The organism is Pseudomonas fragi, assembly GCF_002269505.1.
GTDB lineage: Bacteria > Pseudomonadota > Gammaproteobacteria > Pseudomonadales > Pseudomonadaceae > Aquipseudomonas > Aquipseudomonas fragi_D.
Window position 1 is genome coordinate 46,334 of sequence record NZ_NQKQ01000022.1, and the last position, 21,656, is coordinate 67,989.

The window sequence follows — 21,656 nt, forward strand, 5'->3', positions numbered from 1 at the left end:
TGAATGGATATCGGGATGATTCGTGGCCTGGGCACTGTCGTCGTGATGGTGGCTTTTATCGGTTTGGCATTGTGGGTATTCAGCCCGCGGCGCAAGTCAGAATTTGACGACGCGACCCTGTTGCCGTTCAAGGATGATCCCGAAGCCATCAAGCACGTCGAGCAAGAGCAAGCTTCTAGGAGTAACAAAGAATGACTACGTTCTGGAGTCTGTACGTTACAGTCCTCACTCTGGGTACCATCTTCGCCCTGACCTGGCTGTTGCTGGCCACCCGCAAGGGCCAGCGCAGCGAGCAGACCGACGAGAAAGTCGGTCACGCGTTCGACGGGATCGAAGAGTACGACAACCCGATGCCAAAATGGTGGTTCATGCTCTTTGTGGGCACCGTCATTTTCGCCCTCGGCTACCTCGTGTTGTACCCGGGTCTGGGTAACTGGAAAGGCCTGCTGCCGGGCTATCAGTACCTGGATACCAAAGAGCAAACACCGTTTGCCAATGGTCAGACCGGCTGGACCGGCGTGCACGAGTGGGAAAAGGAAATGGCCAAATCGGACGCCAAGTTTGGGCCGATCTTCGCCAAATTCGCAGCCATGCCCATTGAAGAAGTGGCCAAGGACCCGCAAGCACTGAAAATGGGTGGCCGTCTGTTCGCCTCCAACTGTTCGGTGTGCCACGGCTCCGACGCCAAAGGCGCCTACGGCTTCCCCAACCTGACCGACGCCGACTGGCGTTGGGGCGGTACGCCTGCCGACATCAAGACCACCATCATGGCCGGCCGTCACGCGGTCATGCCGGGCTGGTCTGAAGTGATCGGCGAGCAAGGTGTCAGCGATGTGGCCGCCTATGTGCTGACCAGTCTCGACGGGCGCAAACTGCCGGAAGGCGCGAAAGCCGACCCTGCCAAAGGCAAGGAAATCTACGCGACCAACTGTGCGGTTTGCCACGGACCTGAAGGCAAGGGCAACCCGCTGATGGGCGCACCCAACCTGACTCACCCCGGGGCGTTTATCTACGGTTCGAGCTTTGCTCAACTGCAGCAGACCATCCGTTATGGCCGTCAGGGTCAGATGCCTGCCCAGGCTGACTTGCAAGGGAACGACAAGGTTCACTTGCTGGCCGCCTATGTTTACAGCTTGTCCCATGGCGATGAGGCCAAGGCAGACGAGTAATACAAGCGTTTGAGTGCTGCAAAAAACGGCCCCGCCAACGAGAGTTGGCGGGGCCGTTTTGTTTCAGGCTGCCGCCCCTCACCTTTGGCATCAACGAGATCAACCTGTGCAACCCCGTTTCAGGGCTTCGCGCAACCCAGGTACAGGCTTAAGTCAATTGATCCATGTCATGACTTGTTACAACTCCTATACCAACTTGATCTTTTCAGGAACGCGACCAAAGGTCGCACCCTTGAGCTAGAGTCACAGGGGTATCATTACGCTATCGCAACACCTTCTGACCGCGGTCGGCACGTACTGACCGAGGCATTTTCCACTGCCGTGGGACGCACTAATGAGCAATCAGATTCCTGTACACAACGTCACTCCACCTGCCAAAAAACCCGCTGAAAGCACCGATCTTTATGCGGCCCGGGAGAAAATCTACACCCGTGCCTTTACCGGGCTTTTCCGTAACCTGCGCATCGGCGGCGGAGCGGTGTTGTTCCTCCTGTACTTCGGTACGGTGTGGCTCAACTGGGGCGGTCACCAGGCTGTGTGGTGGAACCTGCCCGAACGCAAATTCTTTATTTTTGGCGCCACCTTCTGGCCACAGGATTTCATCCTGCTCTCTGGACTGCTGATCGTCGCGGCCTTTGGCCTGTTCTTTATTACGGTTTACGCCGGGCGCGTGTGGTGTGGCTATACCTGCCCGCAAAGCGTGTGGACGTGGGTGTTCATGTGGTGCGAGAAGGTCACTGAAGGCGACCGCAACCAGCGCATCAAGCTCGACAAAGCACCGATGAGCGCCAACAAGTTTGTGCGCAAGTTCAGCAAACACACACTCTGGCTGTTGATCGGCTTTGTCACCGGCATGACCTTTGTCGGCTACTTCTCGCCCATCCGCGAACTGGTGATCGACTTCTTCACCGGCCAGGCCGATGGCTGGGCGTATTTCTGGGTCGGCTTCTTCACCCTCGCCACCTACGGCAACGCCGGCTGGCTGCGCGAGCAGGTGTGCATTTATATGTGCCCGTATGCACGCTTCCAGAGCGTGATGTTCGATAAAGACACCCTGATCGTTTCCTACGACCCACGTCGCGGCGAAGTCCGTGGCCCGCGCAAAAAGGACGCCGACTACAAGGCCATGGGCCTGGGCGACTGCATCGACTGCACCATGTGCGTGCAGGTATGCCCTACCGGGATTGATATACGCGATGGCCTGCAAATCGAGTGCATCGGCTGCGCGGCCTGTATCGATGCCTGCGACAGCATCATGGACAAGATGAACTACCCCCGCGGCCTGATCAGCTACACCACCGAGCACAATCTCTCAGGCCAGAAAACCCATAAGCTGCGCCCGCGCCTGATCGGCTATGCGCTGGTGTTGCTGACCATGATGGGACTGCTGGCGGCTGCGTTCTTTACTCGTACGCTGGTAGGCTTCGATGTCAGCAAAGACCGCGTGCTGTACCGTGAAAACGCCGAAGGGCGGATCGAAAACGTCTACAGCCTGAAAATCATGAACAAGGACCAGCAAGACCACACCTATGTGCTAGACGCCGCCGGCTTGCCGGATCTCAAGCTGCAGGGCAAACGTGAAATCAAGGTCGCAGCGGGCGATATCGTCAGCCTGCCGGTCGAGCTGTCAATTGCTCCCGAGAAACTGCCGTCAAGCACCAACGAGGTGTTCTTTATCCTCAAGGACGCCGACAACAACGACGTCACCGTTAAAGCCAAGAGCCGATTCATCGGCCCTCAAATCAGATAAGAGAACTCGACATGCCCGCAGCAAACGCTTCCAGCCCCTGGTACAAGCACATTTGGCCATGGATCATCATTGCCATCCTGGCCTGCTCGGTGACCCTGACCTTGTCGATGGTGACCATTGCCGTGAACAACCCAGATAACCTGGTTAACGACAATTACTACGAGGCTGGCAAAGGCATCAACCGGGCTCTGGACCGTGAGCTTCTGGGCCAGACCCTGCAGCTCAAAGCCAAGTTGCGCCTGGACGAGATGACCGGCGAAGTCGTGCTGCTGCTTGAGGGCAACAGCAAGCCGCAAGTGCTGGAACTGAACCTGATTTCGCCAACCCAGCCGGAAAAAGACCGCAAGATCAGCCTGAGCCAGAGCGCAACGGAACCGGGTCGCTACATCGGCCAACTGGATGACAAGATCGAAGGTCGGCGCTTTGTTGAGCTGCTGGGTGTTGAAGACGGCAAGACCTGGCGCCTGTTTGAAGAAGAACTGGTCGGCCACGACAAGGACCTGCTGCTGGGCGACGAGCCTATCCAGGGCGCAGAAGTTCACGACAAGTAAGCGTTAAGCAAAAGCACCCTGATCAGCTCACTCCGGGAGAGGGTTGGGGTGAGGGCAAGCAGCCCACTCAAATACCAAGGCCAGGCGCGCTCAACACACCATGACCACTCCCGTTCCCTGCTTTCACTGCGCCCTGCCCGTCCCGCCCGGCAGCCGGTTTACCGCCCTTGTACTGGGCGAACTTCGCGAATTCTGCTGCCCGGGCTGCCAGGCGGTGGCCGAAGCCATCGTCGCCGGCGGCCTCGAAAGCTACTACCAGCACCGCAGTGAAGCCTCCGCCAATCCGCAGGCACTGCCCGTGCAACTGGTCGAAGAGCTGGCCCTGTATGACCGACCTGACGTGCAAAAGCCCTTTGTCCGACATGAAGGCGAGCAGGCCGAAACCACCCTGCTGATCGAAGGCATCAGCTGCGCCGCCTGTGGCTGGCTGATCGAAAAGCACCTGCGCCATCTGCCTGCCGTCAGTGAAGCGCGACTCAACTTGTCCAACCATCGCCTGCAGGTACGCTGGGACGATAGCCAGGTACCGTTGAGTGAAATCCTCAGCGAACTGCGCCACATCGGTTATGCCGCGCACCCGTACCAGGCCGATCGCGCCACCGAACAACTGGCCAGCGAAAACCGCCTGGCCTTGCGCCAGCTCGGCGTCGCCGGGCTGCTGTGGTTCCAGGCCATGATGGCTACCATGGCCACCTGGCCAGAGTTCAATATCGATCTAAGTCCCGAAATGCACACCATCCTGCGCTGGGTTGCGTTGTTTCTGACAACACCCATCGTGTTTTACAGTTGCGCCCCCTTTTTCAAAGGCGCCATGCGCGACCTGCGCACCCGCCACCTGACCATGGATGTATCGGTGTCCCTGGCCATTGGCGGGGCGTATATCGCCGGGATCTGGACCGCCATCACCGGTGTTGGTGAACTGTATTTCGATGCCGTGGGCATGTTTGCCCTGTTTTTGCTGGCCGGACGCTATCTGGAACGCCGCGCCCGGGAACGCACCGCCGCCGCCACTGCGCAACTGGTCAACCTGCTGCCCGCCTCATGCCTGCGTCTGAGCGCCGACGGACAAAGCGAGCGTATCTTGCTCAGCGAACTGAAAGTCGGCGACCGAGTACTTGTACATCCGGGGGCGATCCTGCCGGCTGACGGCAAGATCCTCGATGGCCAGTCCAGCATCGACGAATCCCTGCTGACCGGCGAGTACCTGCCGCAGCCGCGCCGCAGTGGCGATGCTGTCACTGCGGGCACCCTGAATGTGGAAGGCGCGTTGACCGTCGAGGTCATGGCGCTGGGCCAGGACACTCGCCTGTCCGCCATCGTGCGCCTGCTGGATCGTGCGCAAAGCGAAAAACCACGCCTGGCGGAAATAGCCGACAAGGCCGCGCAGTGGTTCCTGCTGTTCTCGTTAATCGCCGCTGCCGGGATCGGCCTGTGGTGGTGGCAACTTGATCCATCACGGGCCTTCTGGATTGTCCTGGCGATGCTGGTGGCCACCTGCCCTTGCGCATTGTCGCTGGCAACGCCGACCGCACTCACTGCTGCCACCGGCACGCTGCACAAGCTGGGTTTGTTGATGACCCGCGGCCACGTGATCGAAGGCCTGAATCAGATTGATACAGTGATTTTCGACAAAACCGGCACCCTGACCGAAGGCCGTCTGGCCCTGCGCGCCATCCGCCCCTTGCGCGACCTGGACAGCGACCAGTGCCTGGCCCTGGCCGCGGCCCTCGAAAATCGCTCCGAGCACCCCATAGCCCGCGCCTTTGGCCGTGCCCCACAAGCAGCCGAGGAAGTGCACAGCACTCCGGGACTGGGCCTTGAAGGACGGGTCGGCGAACAGCGCTTGCGCATTGGCCAACCGGGCTTTGTCTGCCAGTTAAGCCAGTGCCCGGCTGTGCCGATGCCGGAAGAACCCGGCCAATGGCTGCTATTGGGTGACACTCACGGCGCGTTGGCCTGGTTTGTCCTGGACGACCGCCTGCGCGACGATGCCCCGGCATTGCTGGCGGCGTGCAAGGCCCGCGGCTGGCACACGCTGCTGCTCTCGGGGGACAGTTCGCCGATGGTCGCCAGCGTGGCCGCCGAACTGGGAATAGATGAAGCGCAGGGCGGCTTGCGCCCGGATGACAAGCTGCAGGTTTTGCAGCAGTTGCACGCCCAGGGGCGCAAGGTGCTGATGCTGGGGGACGGCGTCAACGATGTGCCGGTACTGGCCGCTGCCGATATCAGCGTGGCCATGGGCTCGGCCACGGACCTGGCGAAAACCAGTGCCGACGCGGTGCTGCTGTCCAACCGCCTCGATGCGCTGGTGCAAGCGTTCAGCCTGGCGCGCCGGACCCGACGGGTGATCATCGAGAACCTGCTGTGGGCCGGCCTCTACAATGGCCTTATGTTGCCATTTGCCGCGCTGGGCTGGATCACGCCGATCTGGGCTGCAATCGGCATGTCGCTCAGCTCACTGACCGTGGTACTCAACGCCTTGCGCCTGACGCGCATGCCTGCGGTGGCGCATACTCCAGCCATGCCACACAACCGCCCGCTACCGGCCTGAACCGGTCGCCTGGAGCCTTTATGCCAGCGCTTTACATCATGATTCCGGCGGCATTGCTGATTGTCGCCATCTGCATCTTTATATTCTTCTGGGCGGTCGACAGCGGTCAGTACGACGACCTGGACAGCCCGGCCCACAGTATCCTGTTCGACGACCAGGATCCGCAGCACACCGCTGCCGTCGAAGAAGCCAGGAACCAGCACGGGGAATCGGCCAGCGACACCGACAGCAAGTCGCCACCCCATGCTTGAATTGGCTCCCCTGCTGGTTTCGGCCGTGATCCTGGGCCTGCTCGGCGGCGGACACTGCCTGGGCATGTGCGGCGGTCTGATGGGCGCGCTGACCCTGGCCATCCCCAAGGAGCAACGCAGCCGACGCTTCAGGCTGCTTTTGGCCTACAATCTTGGGCGAATTCTCAGCTATGCCACTGCGGGTTTACTGCTGGGCCTTGCAGGCTGGGCAGTGGCCAATAGCCCGGCGGCCATGTTCATGCGCATCCTCGCCGGCCTGTTGCTGATTTGCATGGGCCTGTACCTGGCTGGCTGGTGGAGCGGCCTGACCCGTATCGAAAGCCTGGGCCGCGGCCTGTGGCGGCATATCCAGCCCTTGGCCACCCGCTTGCTGCCGGTGTCCAGCCTGCCGCGCGCCTTGCTGCTGGGCGCGCTGTGGGGCTGGCTGCCCTGCGGGCTGGTGTACAGCACACTGATCTGGTCAGCCAGCCAAGGCAGCGCAACCGACAGCGCACTGCTGATGCTTGCATTTGGCCTTGGCACCTGGCCGGTCTTGCTGGCCACCGGGCTGGCTGCCGAACGTGTGAGCGCACTGCTACGCAAACGCAGCGTGCGCATGACTGGCGGGCTGCTGGTGATTCTGTTCGGTATCTGGACCCTTCCCGGCCCCCATCAGCATTGGTTGATGGGGCATTAGATAAAGCACCTTGTAGTCGCTGCCGCAGGCTGCGATGGACTGCGTAGCAGGCCTGGTTTTTGAAGGCCCTGCGGTCCTTATCGCAGCCTGCGGCAGCGACTACAGGGAATAAGCCAAATCACAGCCCTTGATGCAAATCAAGATGCAACATCGACTCACCCCCTAGACTCCGGAGCATTGCCAGCCATCCCAGGGGAATGCCCGCATGCTCGACGCCATTCGTTGGGACCCAGAATTGATCCGCCGCTACGATCTGGCCGGACCGCGTTACACCTCATACCCGACAGCCATGCAGTTCAACAACCAGGTCAGCCCGTTCGACCTGCTGCACGCCCTGCGCGAAAGCCGCAAGGCACTGCGCCCGCTGTCGCTGTATGTGCACGTGCCGTTTTGCGCCAATATTTGCTATTACTGCGCCTGCAACAAGGTCATTACCAAAGACCGTGGCCGGGCCCAGCCCTATCTGCAGAAGCTTGAGCAGGAAATCCAGATGATCGCCTGCCACCTCGACCCCAAACAGAAGGTCGAGCAACTGCACTTTGGCGGCGGCACCCCGACGTTTCTCAGCCACGACGAATTGCGCCAACTGATGGCCAAGCTGCGCCAGCAATTTAATTTGCTGGACGACGACTCTGGCGACTACGGCATCGAAATCGACCCCCGCGAAGCCGACTGGTCGACCATGGGCCTGTTGCGCGAACTGGGCTTCAACCGCGTCAGCATCGGCCTGCAAGACCTCGACCCGGACGTGCAGCGGGCGGTCAATCGCCTGCAAAGCCTGGAAGAGACCCGGGCCGTGATCGACGCTGCGCGCACACTGCAATTTCGCTCGATCAATATCGACCTGATCTACGGCCTGCCCAAGCAGACCCCCGAAGCCTTTGCCCGCACCGTTGAAGAAGTGATCAGCCTGCAGCCCGATCGCCTGTCGGTGTTCAACTACGCGCACTTGCCTGAACGCTTCATGCCCCAACGCCGCATCAACACCAGCGACCTGCCCTCGCCTGCCGCCAAGCTGCAGATGCTGGAGCGCACCATCGAGCAACTGACCGGCGCCGGCTATCGTTATATCGGCATGGATCATTTCGCTCTGCCGGACGACGAACTGGCCATCGCCCAGGAAGAATCAACCCTGCAACGCAACTTCCAGGGCTATACCACCCATGGCCATTGCGACCTGATCGGGCTTGGCGTCTCGGCCATCAGCCAGATCGGTGACCTGTACTGTCAGAACGACAGCGACCTGGCCAATTACCAGCACACCCTGGCCAGCGGCCAGCTCGCCACCAGCCGCGGCCTGATATGCAATCAGGATGACCGTATCCGTCGCGAGGTCATCCAGCAGATCATCTGCAATCTGCATCTGCCTTTCGCGCCTGTGGAGCAGGCGTTCAATATCGACTTTCGCGGCTATTTTGCCCCCCTGTGGCCGGCGCTCAAGACCATGGCTGCCGACGGCCTGATCGCCCTCGATGACGAGCAACTGACCGTACTGCCAGCTGGGCGGCTGCTGGTACGTTCTGTGTGCATGGTGTTCGACGCTTACCTTGAGCAACAAACCCGCCAGCGCTATTCGCGGGTGATTTAAGGTCGCAAACACGACCTCTACAGCATGAGATGCATGCCCTGGCATGGTGCGGCTGGCCTAGCCCCCCCACGCTGGGGTACCCTTGCATCTTATGTGTGTTTTCCTACAAGGATTTAAGAAATGTCCGAGCCAGTAAAAGTGCGAGCTCATAATCAGGCCCAGTGCAAGGATTGCAGCCTGGCCCCTCTCTGCTTGCCACTTTCGTTGAACCTGGAAGACATGGATGCGCTGGAAGAAATCGTCAAGCGCGGCCGCCCACTGAAAAAAGGCGAATTCCTGTTCCGCCAGGGCGACACCTTTGGCTCGGTTTACGCCGTACGTTCTGGCGCATTGAAAACCTTCAGCCTGAGCGACAACGGCGAAGAACAAATTACCGGCTTTCACCTGCCCAGCGAACTGGTAGGCCTCTCCGGCATGGATACCGAAACCTACCCGGTATCGGCCCAGGCGCTGGAAACTACACCGGTATGCGAAATCCCTTTCGAACGTCTCGACGAACTCTCCGTACAACTGCCACAGCTGCGTCGCCAGCTGATGCGCGTGATGAGCCGCGAGATCCGTGACGATCAGCAAATGATGTTGCTGCTGTCGAAAAAAACCGCTGACGAACGTATCGCCACGTTTCTGGTCAACCTGTCAGCGCGCTTCCGCGCTCGCGGCTTCTCGGCCAATCAGTTCCGCCTGAGCATGTCGCGCAACGAAATCGGCAACTATCTGGGCCTGGCCGTAGAAACCGTATCCCGCGTGTTTACCCGCCTGCAGGAAAACCAGTTGATCACCGCCGAAGGCAAAGAAGTGCATATTCTTGACCCGATCAAGCTGTGTGCCCTGGCCGGTGGTTCGCTGGAGGTTTGACACGGCTTGACGGGTTATACTGGCGCGCTTAACGCTCCCCAGGACAGCCCGATATGGTCTCCGACGATTTTTGCCTCAAAACCCTGATTCGCCCGGTTATTGATTTCCCCAAGCCGGGCGTCATCTTTCGCGACATCACTCCGCTGTACCAGTCGCCCCGTGCCATGCGCGTTATTGCCGATCGTTTCATCGAGCGCTACGTCGAGGCTGACTTCAGCCATATCGGCGCCATGGATGCCCGTGGCTTCCTGATCGGCTCGGTACTGGCCCACCAGCTCAACAAACCGCTGATCCTGTTTCGCAAACAAGGCAAATTGCCCGCTGATGTTTTGGCCGAAGGCTATCAGACGGAATATGGCGAAGCGTTTCTGGAGGTTCACGCCGACAGCCTGTGCGAGGGTGACTCGCTGCTGATCGTCGATGACCTGATCGCTACAGGCGGCACGCTGATTGCGGCAGCCAATCTGGTGCGACGCATGGGTGCGCAGGTATTTGAAGCAGCGGCCATCATTGACCTGCCAGAGCTGGGCGGTTCGCAGCGCCTGCAGGATCTGGGTGTGCCTACATTCTGCCTGACGGAATTTTCGTTGACCGAGTAATAGCGCCGGGATCAAGAGCACCCTCACCCCAGCCCTCTCCCAAAGTGAGAGGGAGCTGATTTGTGGCGTTCTTGAATTCGTGCGCGGTCAGTCCCCTCTCCCTCCGGGAGAGGGGGCTTTTGATCAACGTTACAACGTAATCGGCCGACGCCCCGAGAACGAATGCGCCAATGTGCCGCCATCGACCAGTTCCAGCTCTCCACCCAGTGGCACGCCGTGGGCAATACGCGACGCAATCAGGCCTTTGTTGCTCAGCAACTGGGCGATGTAATGCGCAGTGGCTTCACCCTCGACCGTAGGGTTGGTCGCCAGGATCACCTCCGCAAACGTGCCCTGCTCGGCAATACGCGCCATCAATTGCGGAATGCCAATTGCCTCCGGCCCCAGTCCGTCCAGAGGCGACAAATGCCCCTTGAGCACAAAGTAACGGCCGCGATAACCGGTCTGCTCGACGGCATACACATCCATCGGCCCCTCGACCACGCACAGCAAGGTGTCATCCCGGCGCACATCGGCACACTGCGGGCACAGATCGTCTTCGGTCAGGGTTCTGCAGAGACGGCAGTGCCCCACACCTTCCATTGCCTGGGTCAGGGCCAGGGCCAGGCGCGAGCCGCCACTGCGATCACGCTCCAGCAATTGCAGAGCCATGCGCTGCGCGGTCTTTTGACCTACGCCCGGCAGGGTACGCAAGGCATCGATCAGTTGGCGAATCAGGGGGCTAAAGCTCATAGGGAAAGGTCCGACAAAACAACGAGACGCGGTTTATACCTGCGGTGTGGGCCAGCGTCAAATACCCGTAAAACAGGCAAAAAAATGCCAGGCTCATGGCCTGGCATTTCAGCGCACCTTAGAACGGCAGCTTCATGCCCGGCGGCAGTTGCATGCCGGCAGTCACGCCAGACATTTTGTCCTGGCTATTGGCTTCGATCTTGCGCACGGCGTCGTTCACCGCTGCGGCGAACAGGTCTTCCAGTACTTCGCGGTCATCTTCACTGACGCCTTCGAGCAGGGCCGGATCAATGCTCACACGCTTGATGTCGTGACGACCCGTCATGACCACAGTGACCATATCGCCACCCGCCTTGCCGGTGACTTCTGCATTGGCCAGTTCTTCCTGCATCTTGGCCATTTTTTCCTGCATCTGCTGCGCCTGCTTCATCAGGCCGGCCATGCCACCTTTCATCATGGGAATCACCTCAAACGTTATTTGGACAATGCGCCCGCAATCAAAACGACTGCGGGCTGTAAGTTTATGCTCTGGCGTTACGACGCTTGAGCCTGCGCAACCTCTACAGGTTGAATCGTATCTTCACGCACGACCGCACCGAACTGCTCTACCATCTGCTGCACCAGCGGGTCGGCATAAATCGACTCTTCAGCCAGACGCTGACGCTCTGCACGAAAACGCGAAGCCGCCTGGGCCGGGGTTTCCTGCTCCGGCTTGACCAGCTCAATGGTGACTTTGAGTGTACGCTGAGTGAACTGGTTCAGTGCATCGTTGAGCCGGCGCTGCTGGGTCAGGTTGAACAACGCGCTGTGAGCCGGATCCAGATGCAACAACCAGTCATCACCGTCAACCGCGATCAGGGTGCAGTTGGCGCCGATACTGGCAGTCATGCCCGATACCGGTAATTTGGGGAACATCTCCAGCCATTCAAGGGCCAGGCCGGTTGCCGGCATGGCCGCAGGCAAAGGCTCGGGTTCAGGAGCAGGCTCAGCGGCGTGCTCACTGGCCAGCTCATCCAGGTAGCTGTAGGCAGCCGAATCCATATCCGGCTCGATATAGTCTTCGTCCAGCGGCGGCTCGTCGTCGCGATCCATACCCGACACCGCTGCATCCACCTGTTCGGCGGTCGGCTCGGGAATCGCTGCGGCGATCCACTCTGGCGCATCCGGCACCACGCTGTCTGGCGTTGGCAGCGGCATCGGCGGCAATTCAGGTGGCTCGCCAACGGTATCCAGCACCGACTCAGGCGCTGCCTCGATTTCGACCACGGGGGCGGACGGCTCGTTCCAGGGCAAGTCCTTTTCGGGCACTGGCGGGGCCTTGGGCGCCTGCACAGGCTCGGTAACCACCTCGACCACGGGTGCAACAGGTTGCGCAACAACTGCTGCCGGAGCGGCAACGGCTGGCGCAACAGGGGTCGTGCCAGCCACTGTTTGGGCGGAATCAACTGTGGCCTGGCTGATCCCCACTGGCTTTAGCGGCTGACTCGGCGCGTTGCCGGTGTCTGCCGGGCGAAATGCCAGCATTCGCAGCAGGACCATCTCAAAGCCACCCCGCGGGTCTGGCGCCAGCGGCAAGTCACGCCGGCCAATCAGGCCCATCTGGTAGTAAAACTGCACATCTTCAGCAGGCAACGCCTGAGCCAGGGCGAGCACGCGGTCGCGGTCGCCATGACCGTTATCGACCCCCTCAGGCAACGCCTGGGCAATGGCGACACGGTGGAAAACGTTGAGGATTTCGGACAGCACGCCATTCCAGTCCGGGCCCTGCTCGGCCAGATGACGCACAGCTTCAAGCATTGCCTTGGCATCACCTTCGATCAAGGCGTGCAGCAGATCGAAGACCTGACCGTGATCAAGCGTGCCGAGCATCGCCCGCACATCGCCTGCCAGCACCTTGCCTTCACCGAAAGCAATGGCCTGATCGGTAAGGCTCATGGCGTCGCGCATCGAGCCATCGGCCGCGCGCCCCAGCAACCACAGCGCATCGTCTTCAAACGGCACGTTCTCGACACTGAGCACATGGCTCAAATGCTCGACCACGCGCTCCGGCGTCATGTTTTTCAGCGAAAACTGCAGGCAGCGCGACAGGATCGTGGCAGGCAATTTCTGCGGATCGGTGGTCGCGAGAATGAACTTGACGTAGGGCGGCGGTTCTTCAAGGGTCTTGAGCAGCGCATTGAACGAATGGCTGGAGAGCATGTGCACTTCGTCGATCAGATAGACCTTGAAGCGCCCGCGACTCGGTGCGTACTGCACGTTGTCGAGCAGCTCACGGGTGTCTTCGACCTTGGTACGGCTGGCGGCGTCGATTTCGATCAGGTCGACAAAGCGCCCCTCGTCGATTTCGCGGCATACCGAGCACTCGCCGCACGGCGTCGAGGTGATACCTGTCTCACAGTTCAGGCATTTGGCGATGATCCGCGCAATGGTGGTCTTGCCGACGCCACGGGTACCGGTAAAAAGGTAGGCGTGGTGCAGGCGCTGACTGTCCAGGGCATTGATCAGAGCCTTGAGCACATGGGTCTGGCCGACCATTTCGCGGAACGAGCGCGGACGCCATTTACGTGCAAGAACCTGATAACTCATTGATAACCGTCGCGTCTGAAAAGCGGAGGGGGCTAATGCTAGCGGAGCAAGGCCGAAATTGCATCCGATGCGCACGTTTAACTGTGTGCGGCCGGTGCGCGAGCAGTTTTACCCACGCACGAAAACACCACGACCGTTCAGTTGAACGCCGACAGGCATGAGCACACAATTGGATTTTTTGGCTAAAACCCTGCAGAACTGAGGATTTTAAAAATGGAGGCAACCCCACCAGCCACACCCCGGCACACAATGTTCCCGCTGTGGCTGCTTCCTTCCGGATCTGACCAGGTTCACGGGTAATCGTTGCGGGGGGACCGATAGGGTCACCATAACAACATCCGCCTAGCAGCGAACGGCGCCATTGTACCTGTCTGAGAAAAACTTACAACCGCTGTGGCAAGAATAAAAAAATGAATGGGCTCAAGTACTTGGATTCGGGTTGAAACACCGCCTTGCAACCCGGCACAGGTCATTTGTGGGAGCGGGCTTGCTCGCGATGGCTTCTGCACGGTTCAACTCAGACACCGCGTCGCCTGCATCGCGAGCAAGCCCGCTCCCACAACCATTACTGAAGCGAAATACCCTGCCCGGCCAAAAACGCGACAAAGGCTTCTTCATCCAGGACCTTGAGCCCCAGCTCGTTGGCCTTGACCAGCTTGGAGCCCGCCCCCGGCCCCGCCACCACGCAATGGGTCTTGCCGGATACCGAACCCGATACCTTGGCGCCCAGACTCTCGAGCTTGTCTTTCGCCACGTCGCGGCTCATCAATTCCAGCGAACCGGTCAGTACCCAGGTCTGGCCCGCCAGCGGCAAGCCTTCTACGGCCTTTTTCTCACTGTGCCAGTGCATACCGAAATCACGCAACTGCGTTTCGATTTCCAGCGCCATGCGCGCATTTTCAGAATTATCGAAAAAATCGCGCACTGCCTTGGCCTGCTTTTCCGGCAACGCCTGGCGCATGTCGAGCCAGTCGGCATTGATCACCCCTTCCAGCGAGCCGAATTTCTCGGCCAACTTCTGTGCGCCGCCCGGGCCTACCGAAGGAATATGCAGCTTGTCGATCAACCCGCCTAATGTGGTGCTGGCAGCAAACTCAGCCCCCAGATCGCCCTGGTCCTGCAACTCCAGCCCACGCTCCAGCAACTGGGCAATCACTTGTTGGTTGTGTGCATCACTGAAGAAACTGTGGATCTCATGCGCCACTTCCAACCCCACATCCGGCAGATAGGTAAGCACTTGCGGCAAGGCCTGCTGCACCCGCTCCAGGGAAGCCAGTGACCGCGCAAGGACTTTGGCCGTCTCCTCGCCTACATCGGGTATGCCCAAGGCGTAGATAAAGCGCGCCAGGGTCGGACGCTTGCTGTCGGCAATGGCCTGCAGCAGGTTTTTACTCGACAGTTCGGCAAAGCCTTCGAGATCGACGATCTGCTCGAACTGCAGGGTATAGAGGTCTGCCGGGGAACTCACCAGGCCTTCATCGACCAACTGCTCGACACTTTTTTCGCCCAGACCTTCGATGTCCATCGCCCGGCGCGAGACAAAATGAATAATCGCCTGTTTAAGCTGGGCACCACACGCCAGCCGGCCGACGCAGCGATACACCGCGCCTTCACTGACGGTCTCGCGACCCTTGCTGCGCTTGATCAGCTGCGTGCGCTCGACATGGGAGCCGCACACCGGGCAGCTTTCAGGAATCTGCACCGGGCGGGCATCTTCAGGACGGCGCTCCAGCACCACCTGAACGACTTGCGGGATGACATCGCCAGCACGGCGAATAATCACCGTATCGCCAATCATCAGCCCCAGCCGCGCCACTTCATCCATGTTGTGCAGGGTTGCATTGGACACTGTCACACCGGCCACCTTGACCGGTTTGAGACGTGCCACGGGCGTTACCGCACCGGTACGCCCGACCTGAAACTCAACATCGAGCAGCTCGGTCAGCTCTTCCATGGCCGGAAACTTGTGGGCAATGGCCCAGCGCGGCTCGCGGGCGCGAAAACCCAGCTCACGTTGTGAAGCCAGGCTATTGACCTTGAACACCACGCCATCGATTTCATAAGGCAGCGATGCGCGGCGCTCGCCAATGTCGCGGTAGTAATCCAGGCACTCGGCAATACCATGAGCCAGCTTCAGCTCGTGGCTGACAGGCATACCCCATTGCTGCAACTGCTTGAGATTGCCGATATGGGTATCAGAAAATTCTTCAGAGACCTGCCCCAAACCGTAGCAGCAGAATTCCAGCGGGCGGCTGGCGGTGATTTTCGAATCCAGCTGGCGCAAGCTGCCTGCCGCCGCGTTACGCGGGTTGGCGAAGGTCTTGGCGCCAGCGGCCAGCTGAGTCTCATTGAGACGCTCAAAGCCGGCCTTGGACATAAACACTTCGCCACGCACTTCCAGCACGGCTGGCCAACCGCTGCCATGTAGCTTGAGCGGAATATTGCGCACGGTGCGCACGTTGACGCTGATGTCTTCCCCCGTGGTGCCATCACCCCGGGTGGCACCTCTTACCAGATTGCCATCCCGGTACAGCAAGCTGACCGCCAGCCCGTCCAGCTTGGGCTCACAGCTGTATTCAACTTCAGCGCCACCACCAAACAGATCGCCTGCCGGCAGATCCAGGCCTTCACTGACACGGCGATCAAATTCGCGCATATCGGTTTCGTCGAACGCGTTACCCAGGCTTAACATGGGCACTTCGTGACGCACCTGGGTAAAGGCGGACAACGCTGCGCTGCCTACGCGCTGGGTCGGCGAGTCGGCAGTCACCAGCTCAGGATGCTCGGCTTCCAGCGCCTTCAACTCGCGGAACAGGCGGTCGTACTCGGCGTCCGGGATGCTCGGCTCGTCGAGCACGTGGTAGCGGTAATTATGCTGATCCAGTTCAGCGCGCAGTTCTAGAATGCGGGTATTGGCGGCGGTCATGGGGTGTTCTCTCACAAAGCAAAAGAGCAGCCGAGGCTGCTCCTTGTAGTATTCATGGTGCATGTGGGGGGAGCAGGCAAGCCAGCCCCCACATGTTCAGCGTTTTTGAGTCAGGGCACGGCGCTCGAATTCAACGATGCGCTGGCGATAATGCTCAATGGTCTGAGCCGTCAAAACACTGCGCTGATCGTCCTTGAGCTCGCCATTGAGCTCCTGGGACAGCTTGCGTGCAGCGGCAACCATCACATCAAAAGCCTGCTTGGGATGGCGCGGGCCCGGCAAACCGAGGAAGAAGCTGACCGCCGGCGTGCTGAACAGGTCGATATCATCCAGGTCGAAGACACCCGGCTTGACTGCGTTAGCCATCGAGAACAGCACTTCGCCATTACCGGCCATGCTTTCGTGACGGTGGAAAATATCCATCTCGCCAAACCGCAAACCGCTTTCCAAAATGTTCTGCAACAGTGCCGGGCCTTTGAAACCTGCCGGGTCACGGCTGATCACGCTGATCACCAGCACTTCTTCGGCCGCTTGCTGCGCAGCAGCAGGCTCCTTGACTTCAACTTCCGCTACGCTCGGCTTGGCACGGCCACGCGCAGGCTTGACCGGGGCTGCATGGTCATCATCACGGGCGCTGATGCTCGGGCCTTCATCCAGTTCAAGATCAAGGTTCAGGTCACCCTGGCTCGGCTCACCGCCACGCTTGCCGCGCTTGGCGCCTTTATCACGCGCCGGCATGCTCACCGATGGCAGGTCATGCTCATCGAGCTGTGGCTCTTTATGCGTTGGCGTATCCAGAACCCGTGCTGGGCCCAGTAACTCAGGGCTGTGCTCGTCGTCAGGGGCGTTGGAAAAACTGCGATCAAGTCGAAACTTGAGCTTGCCTTTGCCACCACGCATGCGGCGCCAGCCATCAAAAAGAATACCGGCGATTACCACTATGCCGATGACTATCAGCCATTCGCGCAGACCGATTTCCATGTAATCCCTTGCCCCTAAAAAATGATTCTATGAAGAAGAGCCTAAAGCCCTTTAAAACGTGGCGCCAACTCTATGTTCTGAATGGCGTTTTACCCACGTACAAAAAAATTAGACGTTAAATTAACACGACCAAAGATAACTTTACACCGTCTGTCGCATTGAGCTAGGCCCATGTAGCTTTCGACCTGCACGTCATTCCGGTCAAATACATGAAATTTTTCTTACATAAAGAAAAAAATCGTCCTACATGCTTATAGCTCAAGCATCGACCATTGCCATTGCCTCCTCAACATCAACCGCTACCAGACGCGAACAGCCAGGCTCATGCATCGTCACACCCATCAATTGATCCGCCATCTCCATGGCGATTTTGTTGTGGGTGATGTAGATGAATTGCACCGTCTGCGACATCTCTTTGACCAAGCGCGCATAGCGGCCTACGTTAGCGTCATCAAGCGGTGCATCGACTTCGTCGAGCATGCAAAACGGCGCCGGGTTGAGCTTGAAAATGGCAAAAACCAGCGCCAGGGCCGTCAAGGCTTTCTCGCCACCGGACAGCAAATGGATCGTGCTGTTCTTCTTGCCCGGCGGGCGCGCCATGATTGTCACCCCTGTATCGAGTAAATCTTCGCCCGTCAGTTCCAAATAAGCGCTGCCGCCACCGAAAACTTTTGGGAAAAGTGCCTGTAATCCACCATTTATCTGATCAAAGGTGTCTTTGAAGCGACTGCGGGTCTCTTTGTCGATCTTGCGGATGACGTTTTCGAGGGTATCGAGTGCTTCGACCAGATCGGCATCCTGGGCATCGAGATAGCGCTTGCGCTCCGACTGCTGCTGATACTCATCGATGGCCGCGAGGTTGATCGCGCCCAGACGCTGAATGCGTGCAGCAATACGTTCCAGTTCTTCTTCGGCCTGCTGTTCGTTGATCTCGGCATCGAGAGTGGCAAGCACCCCGTGCAAGTCATAGCCGTCTGCCAACAATTGATCCTGTAACGCCGTACGGCGCACAGTCAGGGCTTGCCATTCCATACGCTGCTGTTCGAGCTGGCCACGAATCAGCTGCGACTGTTGCTCAGCCTGGTTGCGGCGCTTTTCGGCATCGCGCAATTCGCGGTCGGCGTCTTCGAGGGCGGTTTGCGCAATCTTCAGCTCTTCATCCACGCTCAGGCGCTTGTCGAGCAATTCTTCAAGCTTCAGGCGCAGCTCTTCCAGAGGGGCTTCACCCTCCTCCAGGTTGAGGTTGAGCTGCTCGCGTTTTTCAGCCAGACGCTCGGACTGCATTTCAAGGCGCTCAAGCGCCTGACGGGTGGAGTCATGCTGCGCCTTGAGCGAACCCAGTCGAACCGCCAGCTGGTGGGCGTGATCCTTGTGCTGACGGGCATCCTGACGCACCCGGTCGAGTTGCTCGCGCAGGCTGTCACGCTGCGCCAGCAACAGCTCGCGCTGTTCGGTGTCGGCAGCCATTGCATCGAGAGCTTCTTGCAACAGCAGGCGCGCTTCGCCCACTTGTTCGTGCTCAAGCGCGCGCTGCTCTGCCAACTCGGCCAGTTCTTCGTCAAGTCGACGACGGCGCAGGGTCAATTGCTCGACCTTGGCTTTGCTGGCGGAGAGCTTGGCTTTGATCTCACCCTGCTGGCGTGCTTCGTCCTGCAAGCGGCGGCGAACCTGCTCGCGGGATTCCTCTTGCACCAACTGCTGCTCACGCAAGTGTTGCAGTTGTTCTTCCAGCGTCGCCAGCGTTGCCTCACGCTCTTCGCGCTCAAGCCCCAGCCGCTGGATTTCCTGACCACGGGCCAGTACGCCGCTTTCAGCTTCGCTGGCGCGGCGCACCCGCAAAAAGTTGCGGCCAAGCCAATAACCATCACGACTGATCAGGCTTTGACCATCGGCCAGTTGCGCGCGCATGGCCAGCGCCTGTTCGAGGGTTTCAACCGGCTTGACCTGGCCCAGCCACGGCGCCAGATCAAAATCAGCCTCCACCTTGTCCAGCAGGCTGCCCGCCAAACGAGGCGACTGCCCTGCACCACTGATCAGGCGCAAATCACCCTGGGCAAAGCCTGCCAGATCCAGGCGGGCAAAATCGTCGACCAGCACGGCCTGCAGATCCGCACCCAGCACGGTCTCGACAGCCAGCTCCCAGCCCGCTTCGACGCGCAGGCCCTCGGCCAGTCGCGGCTGCTCGGCCAGTTGCTGTTCACGCAACCACTCACTGGCCCCGGTGCCCGGATCCAGTGCCGCCTGCTGCAAGGCTTCAAGTGAGGCCAGACGACCGTTCAGCCGTTGCAAATCACCCTGAGCCTGCTGCTGATTGCGTGTGGCCTGTTGCAAGTCATGACGCACCTGCTCAAGCCGCTGCGCCAACTGCTCTTCGCTGGCCTGCAGTTCTTCGTGAGTCAGCTCGCTAGTGGCCAGTTGCTCAGACAGCTCAAGAATCGCCGCGTCTTCCGGGTCCGCTGCCAGCAAGGCACGCTCTTCAGTCAGACGGCGCTGACGCTCCGCCACACGTTCCATGCTGGTTTCCAGCTGCTGGATGCGTGCTTGCAGCACTTCGGACTGGCGCTGTGGCTCGGCCGAGCGCAGGTTGAAGCTGTCCCACTGCTCCTGCCAGCCATGCATGGTGTGCTCGGCAGCTTCCAGCGCAGCGCCAGCCTCTTCGGCGGCGGCGCTGGTGAGCTCCTGCTCGGGATCAAGCATTTGTAGCTCTTCAGCCAAGGTCGCCAGCAGGGTGCGGTCATGCCCCAGGTGAGACTCGGTCTCCAGGCGCGAGCGTTCGGCTTCGCGCAGATCATCCTGCAACTGGCGCAAACGTTGCTGGCCATGCTGAATGCTCTGCTCGACGCGGGCAATATCGCCCCCCACCGAATAGAAGCGTCCTTGCACCAGATTGAAGCGCTCTGACAGATCATGGTGCCCGTCACGCAGGCGTTCGATGCTGGCATCGGCATTGCGCTGCTCGGCCACCAGGGCTTCGAAGCTGACTTCCTGAGTGCCGATGATCGCTTCGCGCTGCCCCACCTGCTCATTCAGGTCCTGCCAGCGCAGGGCCGACAGCTGAGCCTTGAGCTGACGCTCCTCGGCCTTGTATTCCTGGTACTTCTCGGCGGCCTGAGCCTGACGGTGCAAACGCTCCAGCTGACGGCCCAACTCGTCGCGCAAGTCAGTCAGACGAGCAAGGTTTTCGTGGGTGCGGCGGATACGGTTTTCAGTCTCGCGGCGGCGCTCCTTGTACTTGGAGATGCCCGCCGCTTCTTCGATAAAGTTGCGCAGGTCTTCGGGCTTGGACTCGATCAGCTTGGAGATCATGCCCTGCTCGATGATCGAATAGCTGCGCGGCCCCAAGCCCGTGCCGAGGAAAATATCGGTAATGTCACGTCGACGGCACTTGGTGCCATTGAGGTAGTAAGTGGTCTGGCTGTCGCGGGTCACCTTGCGGCGAATGGAAATCTCGGCGTAGGCCGCGTACTCGCCCAGCAAAGTGCCGTCGGAGTTGTCGAACACCAGCTCGATGCTGGCCTGGCTCACCGGTTTGCGCGTGGTTGAACCGTTGAAGATGACGTCAGTCATCGACTCGCCGCGCAGGTTTTTGGCCGAGCTTTCGCCCATTACCCAGCGCACGGCATCGATAATATTGGACTTTCCGCAACCGTTAGGGCCTACCACCGCCGCCATATTGCTCGGGAAGGTCACGGTTGTCGGGTCAACGAAAGACTTGAAGCCGGCCAGCTTGATGCACGTCAGGCGCACGCTCAGGCAACCGTCAAGGCAGACAGCACCAGGTTGCAGCTGCGCTGGGCATAGCTGCTCAGCACCACGCGAATCTGCGCCAGGTCACGCGCCAGAACGGCTTCGAGCAACTGTGCGAACAATGCCAGAAACTCGCTCATCTCCGCCTTGCGCTGATCCAGCGCCAGGTAATAGGCGCGGCTCATGGCCGGGTGCAGGTTCTCGACGGTTTCCTGCAGGTACGGGTTGTCGGCAAACGGGTACGCCGCACGCATCACATTGAAGCTGTCTTCAACGAAGGCGCTGATGTCCTGGCGCTCATAGCTGGCGGCAAGGCGCTGCTGGATCTGCAGGAACGGCCCCAGATCAGCCGGCACCGCCCAACGCTGGGCGACGGCATTGCCGAGCAGGATGTACATCTCGCTCATGAGCGTGCACAGGCTCTGCACCTTGTGCGCCGTGAGCTCGGTCACATGAGCGCCACGACGCGGCAGGATGGCGATCAGATGTCGCCGCTCCAGGATCAGCAAGGCTTCGCGCACAGAGCCACGACTGACATTGAGTGCCAGCGTCACTTTCTGTTCCTGAATGCGTTCCCCAGGCTTTAACTCGCCGCGAATGATGCGTTCGGCGAGGTGGTGAGCGATTTGCTCGGCGAGGCTGTCCGGCGCCTTGAACGTCATGTTTTACCTTCAAAATCTTTTATCAGTGCAGG

General features: G+C 59.8%; 17 protein-coding genes and 1 other RNA gene. 10 read left to right on the plus strand and 8 right to left on the minus strand.

Going from position 1 to position 21,656, the window contains the following annotated elements; translation table 11 throughout:
• The first annotated feature begins 3 nt into the window (after positions 1 to 3).
• The 10 genes from CJU81_RS17750 to CJU81_RS17795 all read left to right on the plus strand — a co-directional run bounded on the left by CJU81_RS17750 (position 4) and on the right by CJU81_RS17795 (position 9,990).
• A complete protein-coding gene (locus tag CJU81_RS17750) occupies positions 4 to 195 on the plus strand; it encodes a CcoQ/FixQ family Cbb3-type cytochrome c oxidase assembly chaperone (RefSeq protein ID WP_003447209.1) in 192 nt (63 codons plus the stop codon).
• Positions 192 to 1,169, plus strand: coding sequence for a cytochrome-c oxidase, cbb3-type subunit III (gene ccoP / locus CJU81_RS17755; RefSeq protein ID WP_016780303.1), 978 nt, complete (start codon positions 192 to 194; stop codon positions 1,167 to 1,169). Before CJU81_RS17750 ends, ccoP begins: the two co-directional genes overlap by 4 nt.
• A 334-nt stretch (positions 1,170 to 1,503) precedes the next feature.
• Positions 1,504 to 2,919 (plus strand): cytochrome c oxidase accessory protein CcoG, encoded by a 1,416-nt coding sequence (ccoG, locus tag CJU81_RS17760; RefSeq protein ID WP_095028162.1) that lies wholly within the window; start codon positions 1,504 to 1,506, stop codon positions 2,917 to 2,919.
• An 11-nt stretch (positions 2,920 to 2,930) separates the two neighbouring features.
• Positions 2,931 to 3,470, plus strand: a complete 540-nt coding sequence (locus CJU81_RS17765) for a FixH family protein (protein ID WP_095037674.1) — start codon at positions 2,931 to 2,933, stop codon at positions 3,468 to 3,470.
• 100 nt (positions 3,471 to 3,570) lie between these two features.
• Entirely contained in the window at positions 3,571 to 6,021 is a 2,451-nt protein-coding gene (locus tag CJU81_RS17770) for a heavy metal translocating P-type ATPase (protein ID WP_095037675.1), read from the plus strand.
• 20 nt (positions 6,022 to 6,041) lie between these two features.
• A complete protein-coding gene (gene ccoS / locus CJU81_RS17775; protein WP_095028160.1) occupies positions 6,042 to 6,272 on the plus strand; it encodes a cbb3-type cytochrome oxidase assembly protein CcoS in 231 nt (76 codons plus the stop codon).
• Positions 6,265 to 6,948, plus strand: coding sequence for a sulfite exporter TauE/SafE family protein (locus CJU81_RS17780; protein WP_095037676.1), 684 nt, complete (start codon positions 6,265 to 6,267; stop codon positions 6,946 to 6,948). The genes ccoS and CJU81_RS17780 overlap by 8 nt, the downstream gene beginning before the upstream one ends.
• Positions 6,949 to 7,153: 205 nt before the next feature.
• Complete coding sequence (gene hemN, locus CJU81_RS17785) at positions 7,154 to 8,536, plus strand: oxygen-independent coproporphyrinogen III oxidase (protein WP_095037677.1); 1,383 nt, start codon at positions 7,154 to 7,156, stop codon at positions 8,534 to 8,536.
• A 120-nt stretch (positions 8,537 to 8,656) separates the two neighbouring features.
• The gene (gene fnr, locus CJU81_RS17790) at positions 8,657 to 9,391 is read left to right on the plus strand and encodes a fumarate/nitrate reduction transcriptional regulator Fnr (RefSeq protein ID WP_088379456.1); all 735 of its coding nucleotides are present in this window, start codon (positions 8,657 to 8,659) and stop codon (positions 9,389 to 9,391) included.
• A 53-nt stretch (positions 9,392 to 9,444) separates the two neighbouring features.
• A complete protein-coding gene (locus tag CJU81_RS17795; protein WP_095037678.1) occupies positions 9,445 to 9,990 on the plus strand; it encodes an adenine phosphoribosyltransferase in 546 nt (181 codons plus the stop codon).
• Positions 9,991 to 10,119: 129 nt separating this feature from the next.
• Here CJU81_RS17795 and recR read toward each other — a convergent pair whose 3' ends face one another.
• From recR to CJU81_RS17840, 8 genes are all read right to left on the minus strand, one after another.
• Positions 10,120 to 10,722 carry a recombination mediator RecR gene (gene recR, locus CJU81_RS17800; RefSeq protein WP_016780292.1) on the minus strand — a complete coding sequence of 201 codons (603 nt, stop codon included), beginning with the start codon at positions 10,720 to 10,722 and terminating at the stop codon, positions 10,120 to 10,122.
• Positions 10,723 to 10,840: 118 nt separating this feature from the next.
• Positions 10,841 to 11,179, minus strand: coding sequence for a YbaB/EbfC family nucleoid-associated protein (locus tag CJU81_RS17805; RefSeq protein WP_019826710.1), 339 nt, complete (start codon positions 11,177 to 11,179; stop codon positions 10,841 to 10,843).
• A 77-nt stretch (positions 11,180 to 11,256) separates the two neighbouring features.
• On the minus strand, positions 11,257 to 13,308 hold the full coding sequence (gene dnaX / locus CJU81_RS17810) for a DNA polymerase III subunit gamma/tau (RefSeq protein ID WP_095037679.1): 2,052 nt from the start codon (positions 13,306 to 13,308) through the stop codon (positions 11,257 to 11,259).
• 223 nt (positions 13,309 to 13,531) lie between these two features.
• An RNA gene (gene ffs, locus CJU81_RS17815) (signal recognition particle sRNA small type) lies at positions 13,532 to 13,628 on the minus strand.
• A gap of 245 nt (positions 13,629 to 13,873) precedes the next feature.
• Complete coding sequence (ligA, locus tag CJU81_RS17825) at positions 13,874 to 16,234, minus strand: NAD-dependent DNA ligase LigA (RefSeq protein ID WP_095037681.1); 2,361 nt, start codon at positions 16,232 to 16,234, stop codon at positions 13,874 to 13,876.
• Between the two features lie 96 nt (positions 16,235 to 16,330).
• Positions 16,331 to 17,215: a cell division protein ZipA gene (gene zipA, locus CJU81_RS17830; protein WP_095028154.1), complete on the minus strand. Its 885-nt coding sequence runs from the start codon at positions 17,213 to 17,215 to the stop codon at positions 16,331 to 16,333.
• 258 nt (positions 17,216 to 17,473) lie between these two features.
• Positions 17,474 to 20,962, minus strand: a complete 3,489-nt coding sequence (gene smc / locus CJU81_RS17835) for a chromosome segregation protein SMC (protein WP_095037682.1) — start codon at positions 20,960 to 20,962, stop codon at positions 17,474 to 17,476.
• 2 nt (positions 20,963 to 20,964) lie between these two features.
• On the minus strand, positions 20,965 to 21,624 hold the full coding sequence (locus tag CJU81_RS17840) for a GntR family transcriptional regulator (protein WP_095028152.1): 660 nt from the start codon (positions 21,622 to 21,624) through the stop codon (positions 20,965 to 20,967).
• Positions 21,625 to 21,656 lie beyond the last annotated feature (32 nt).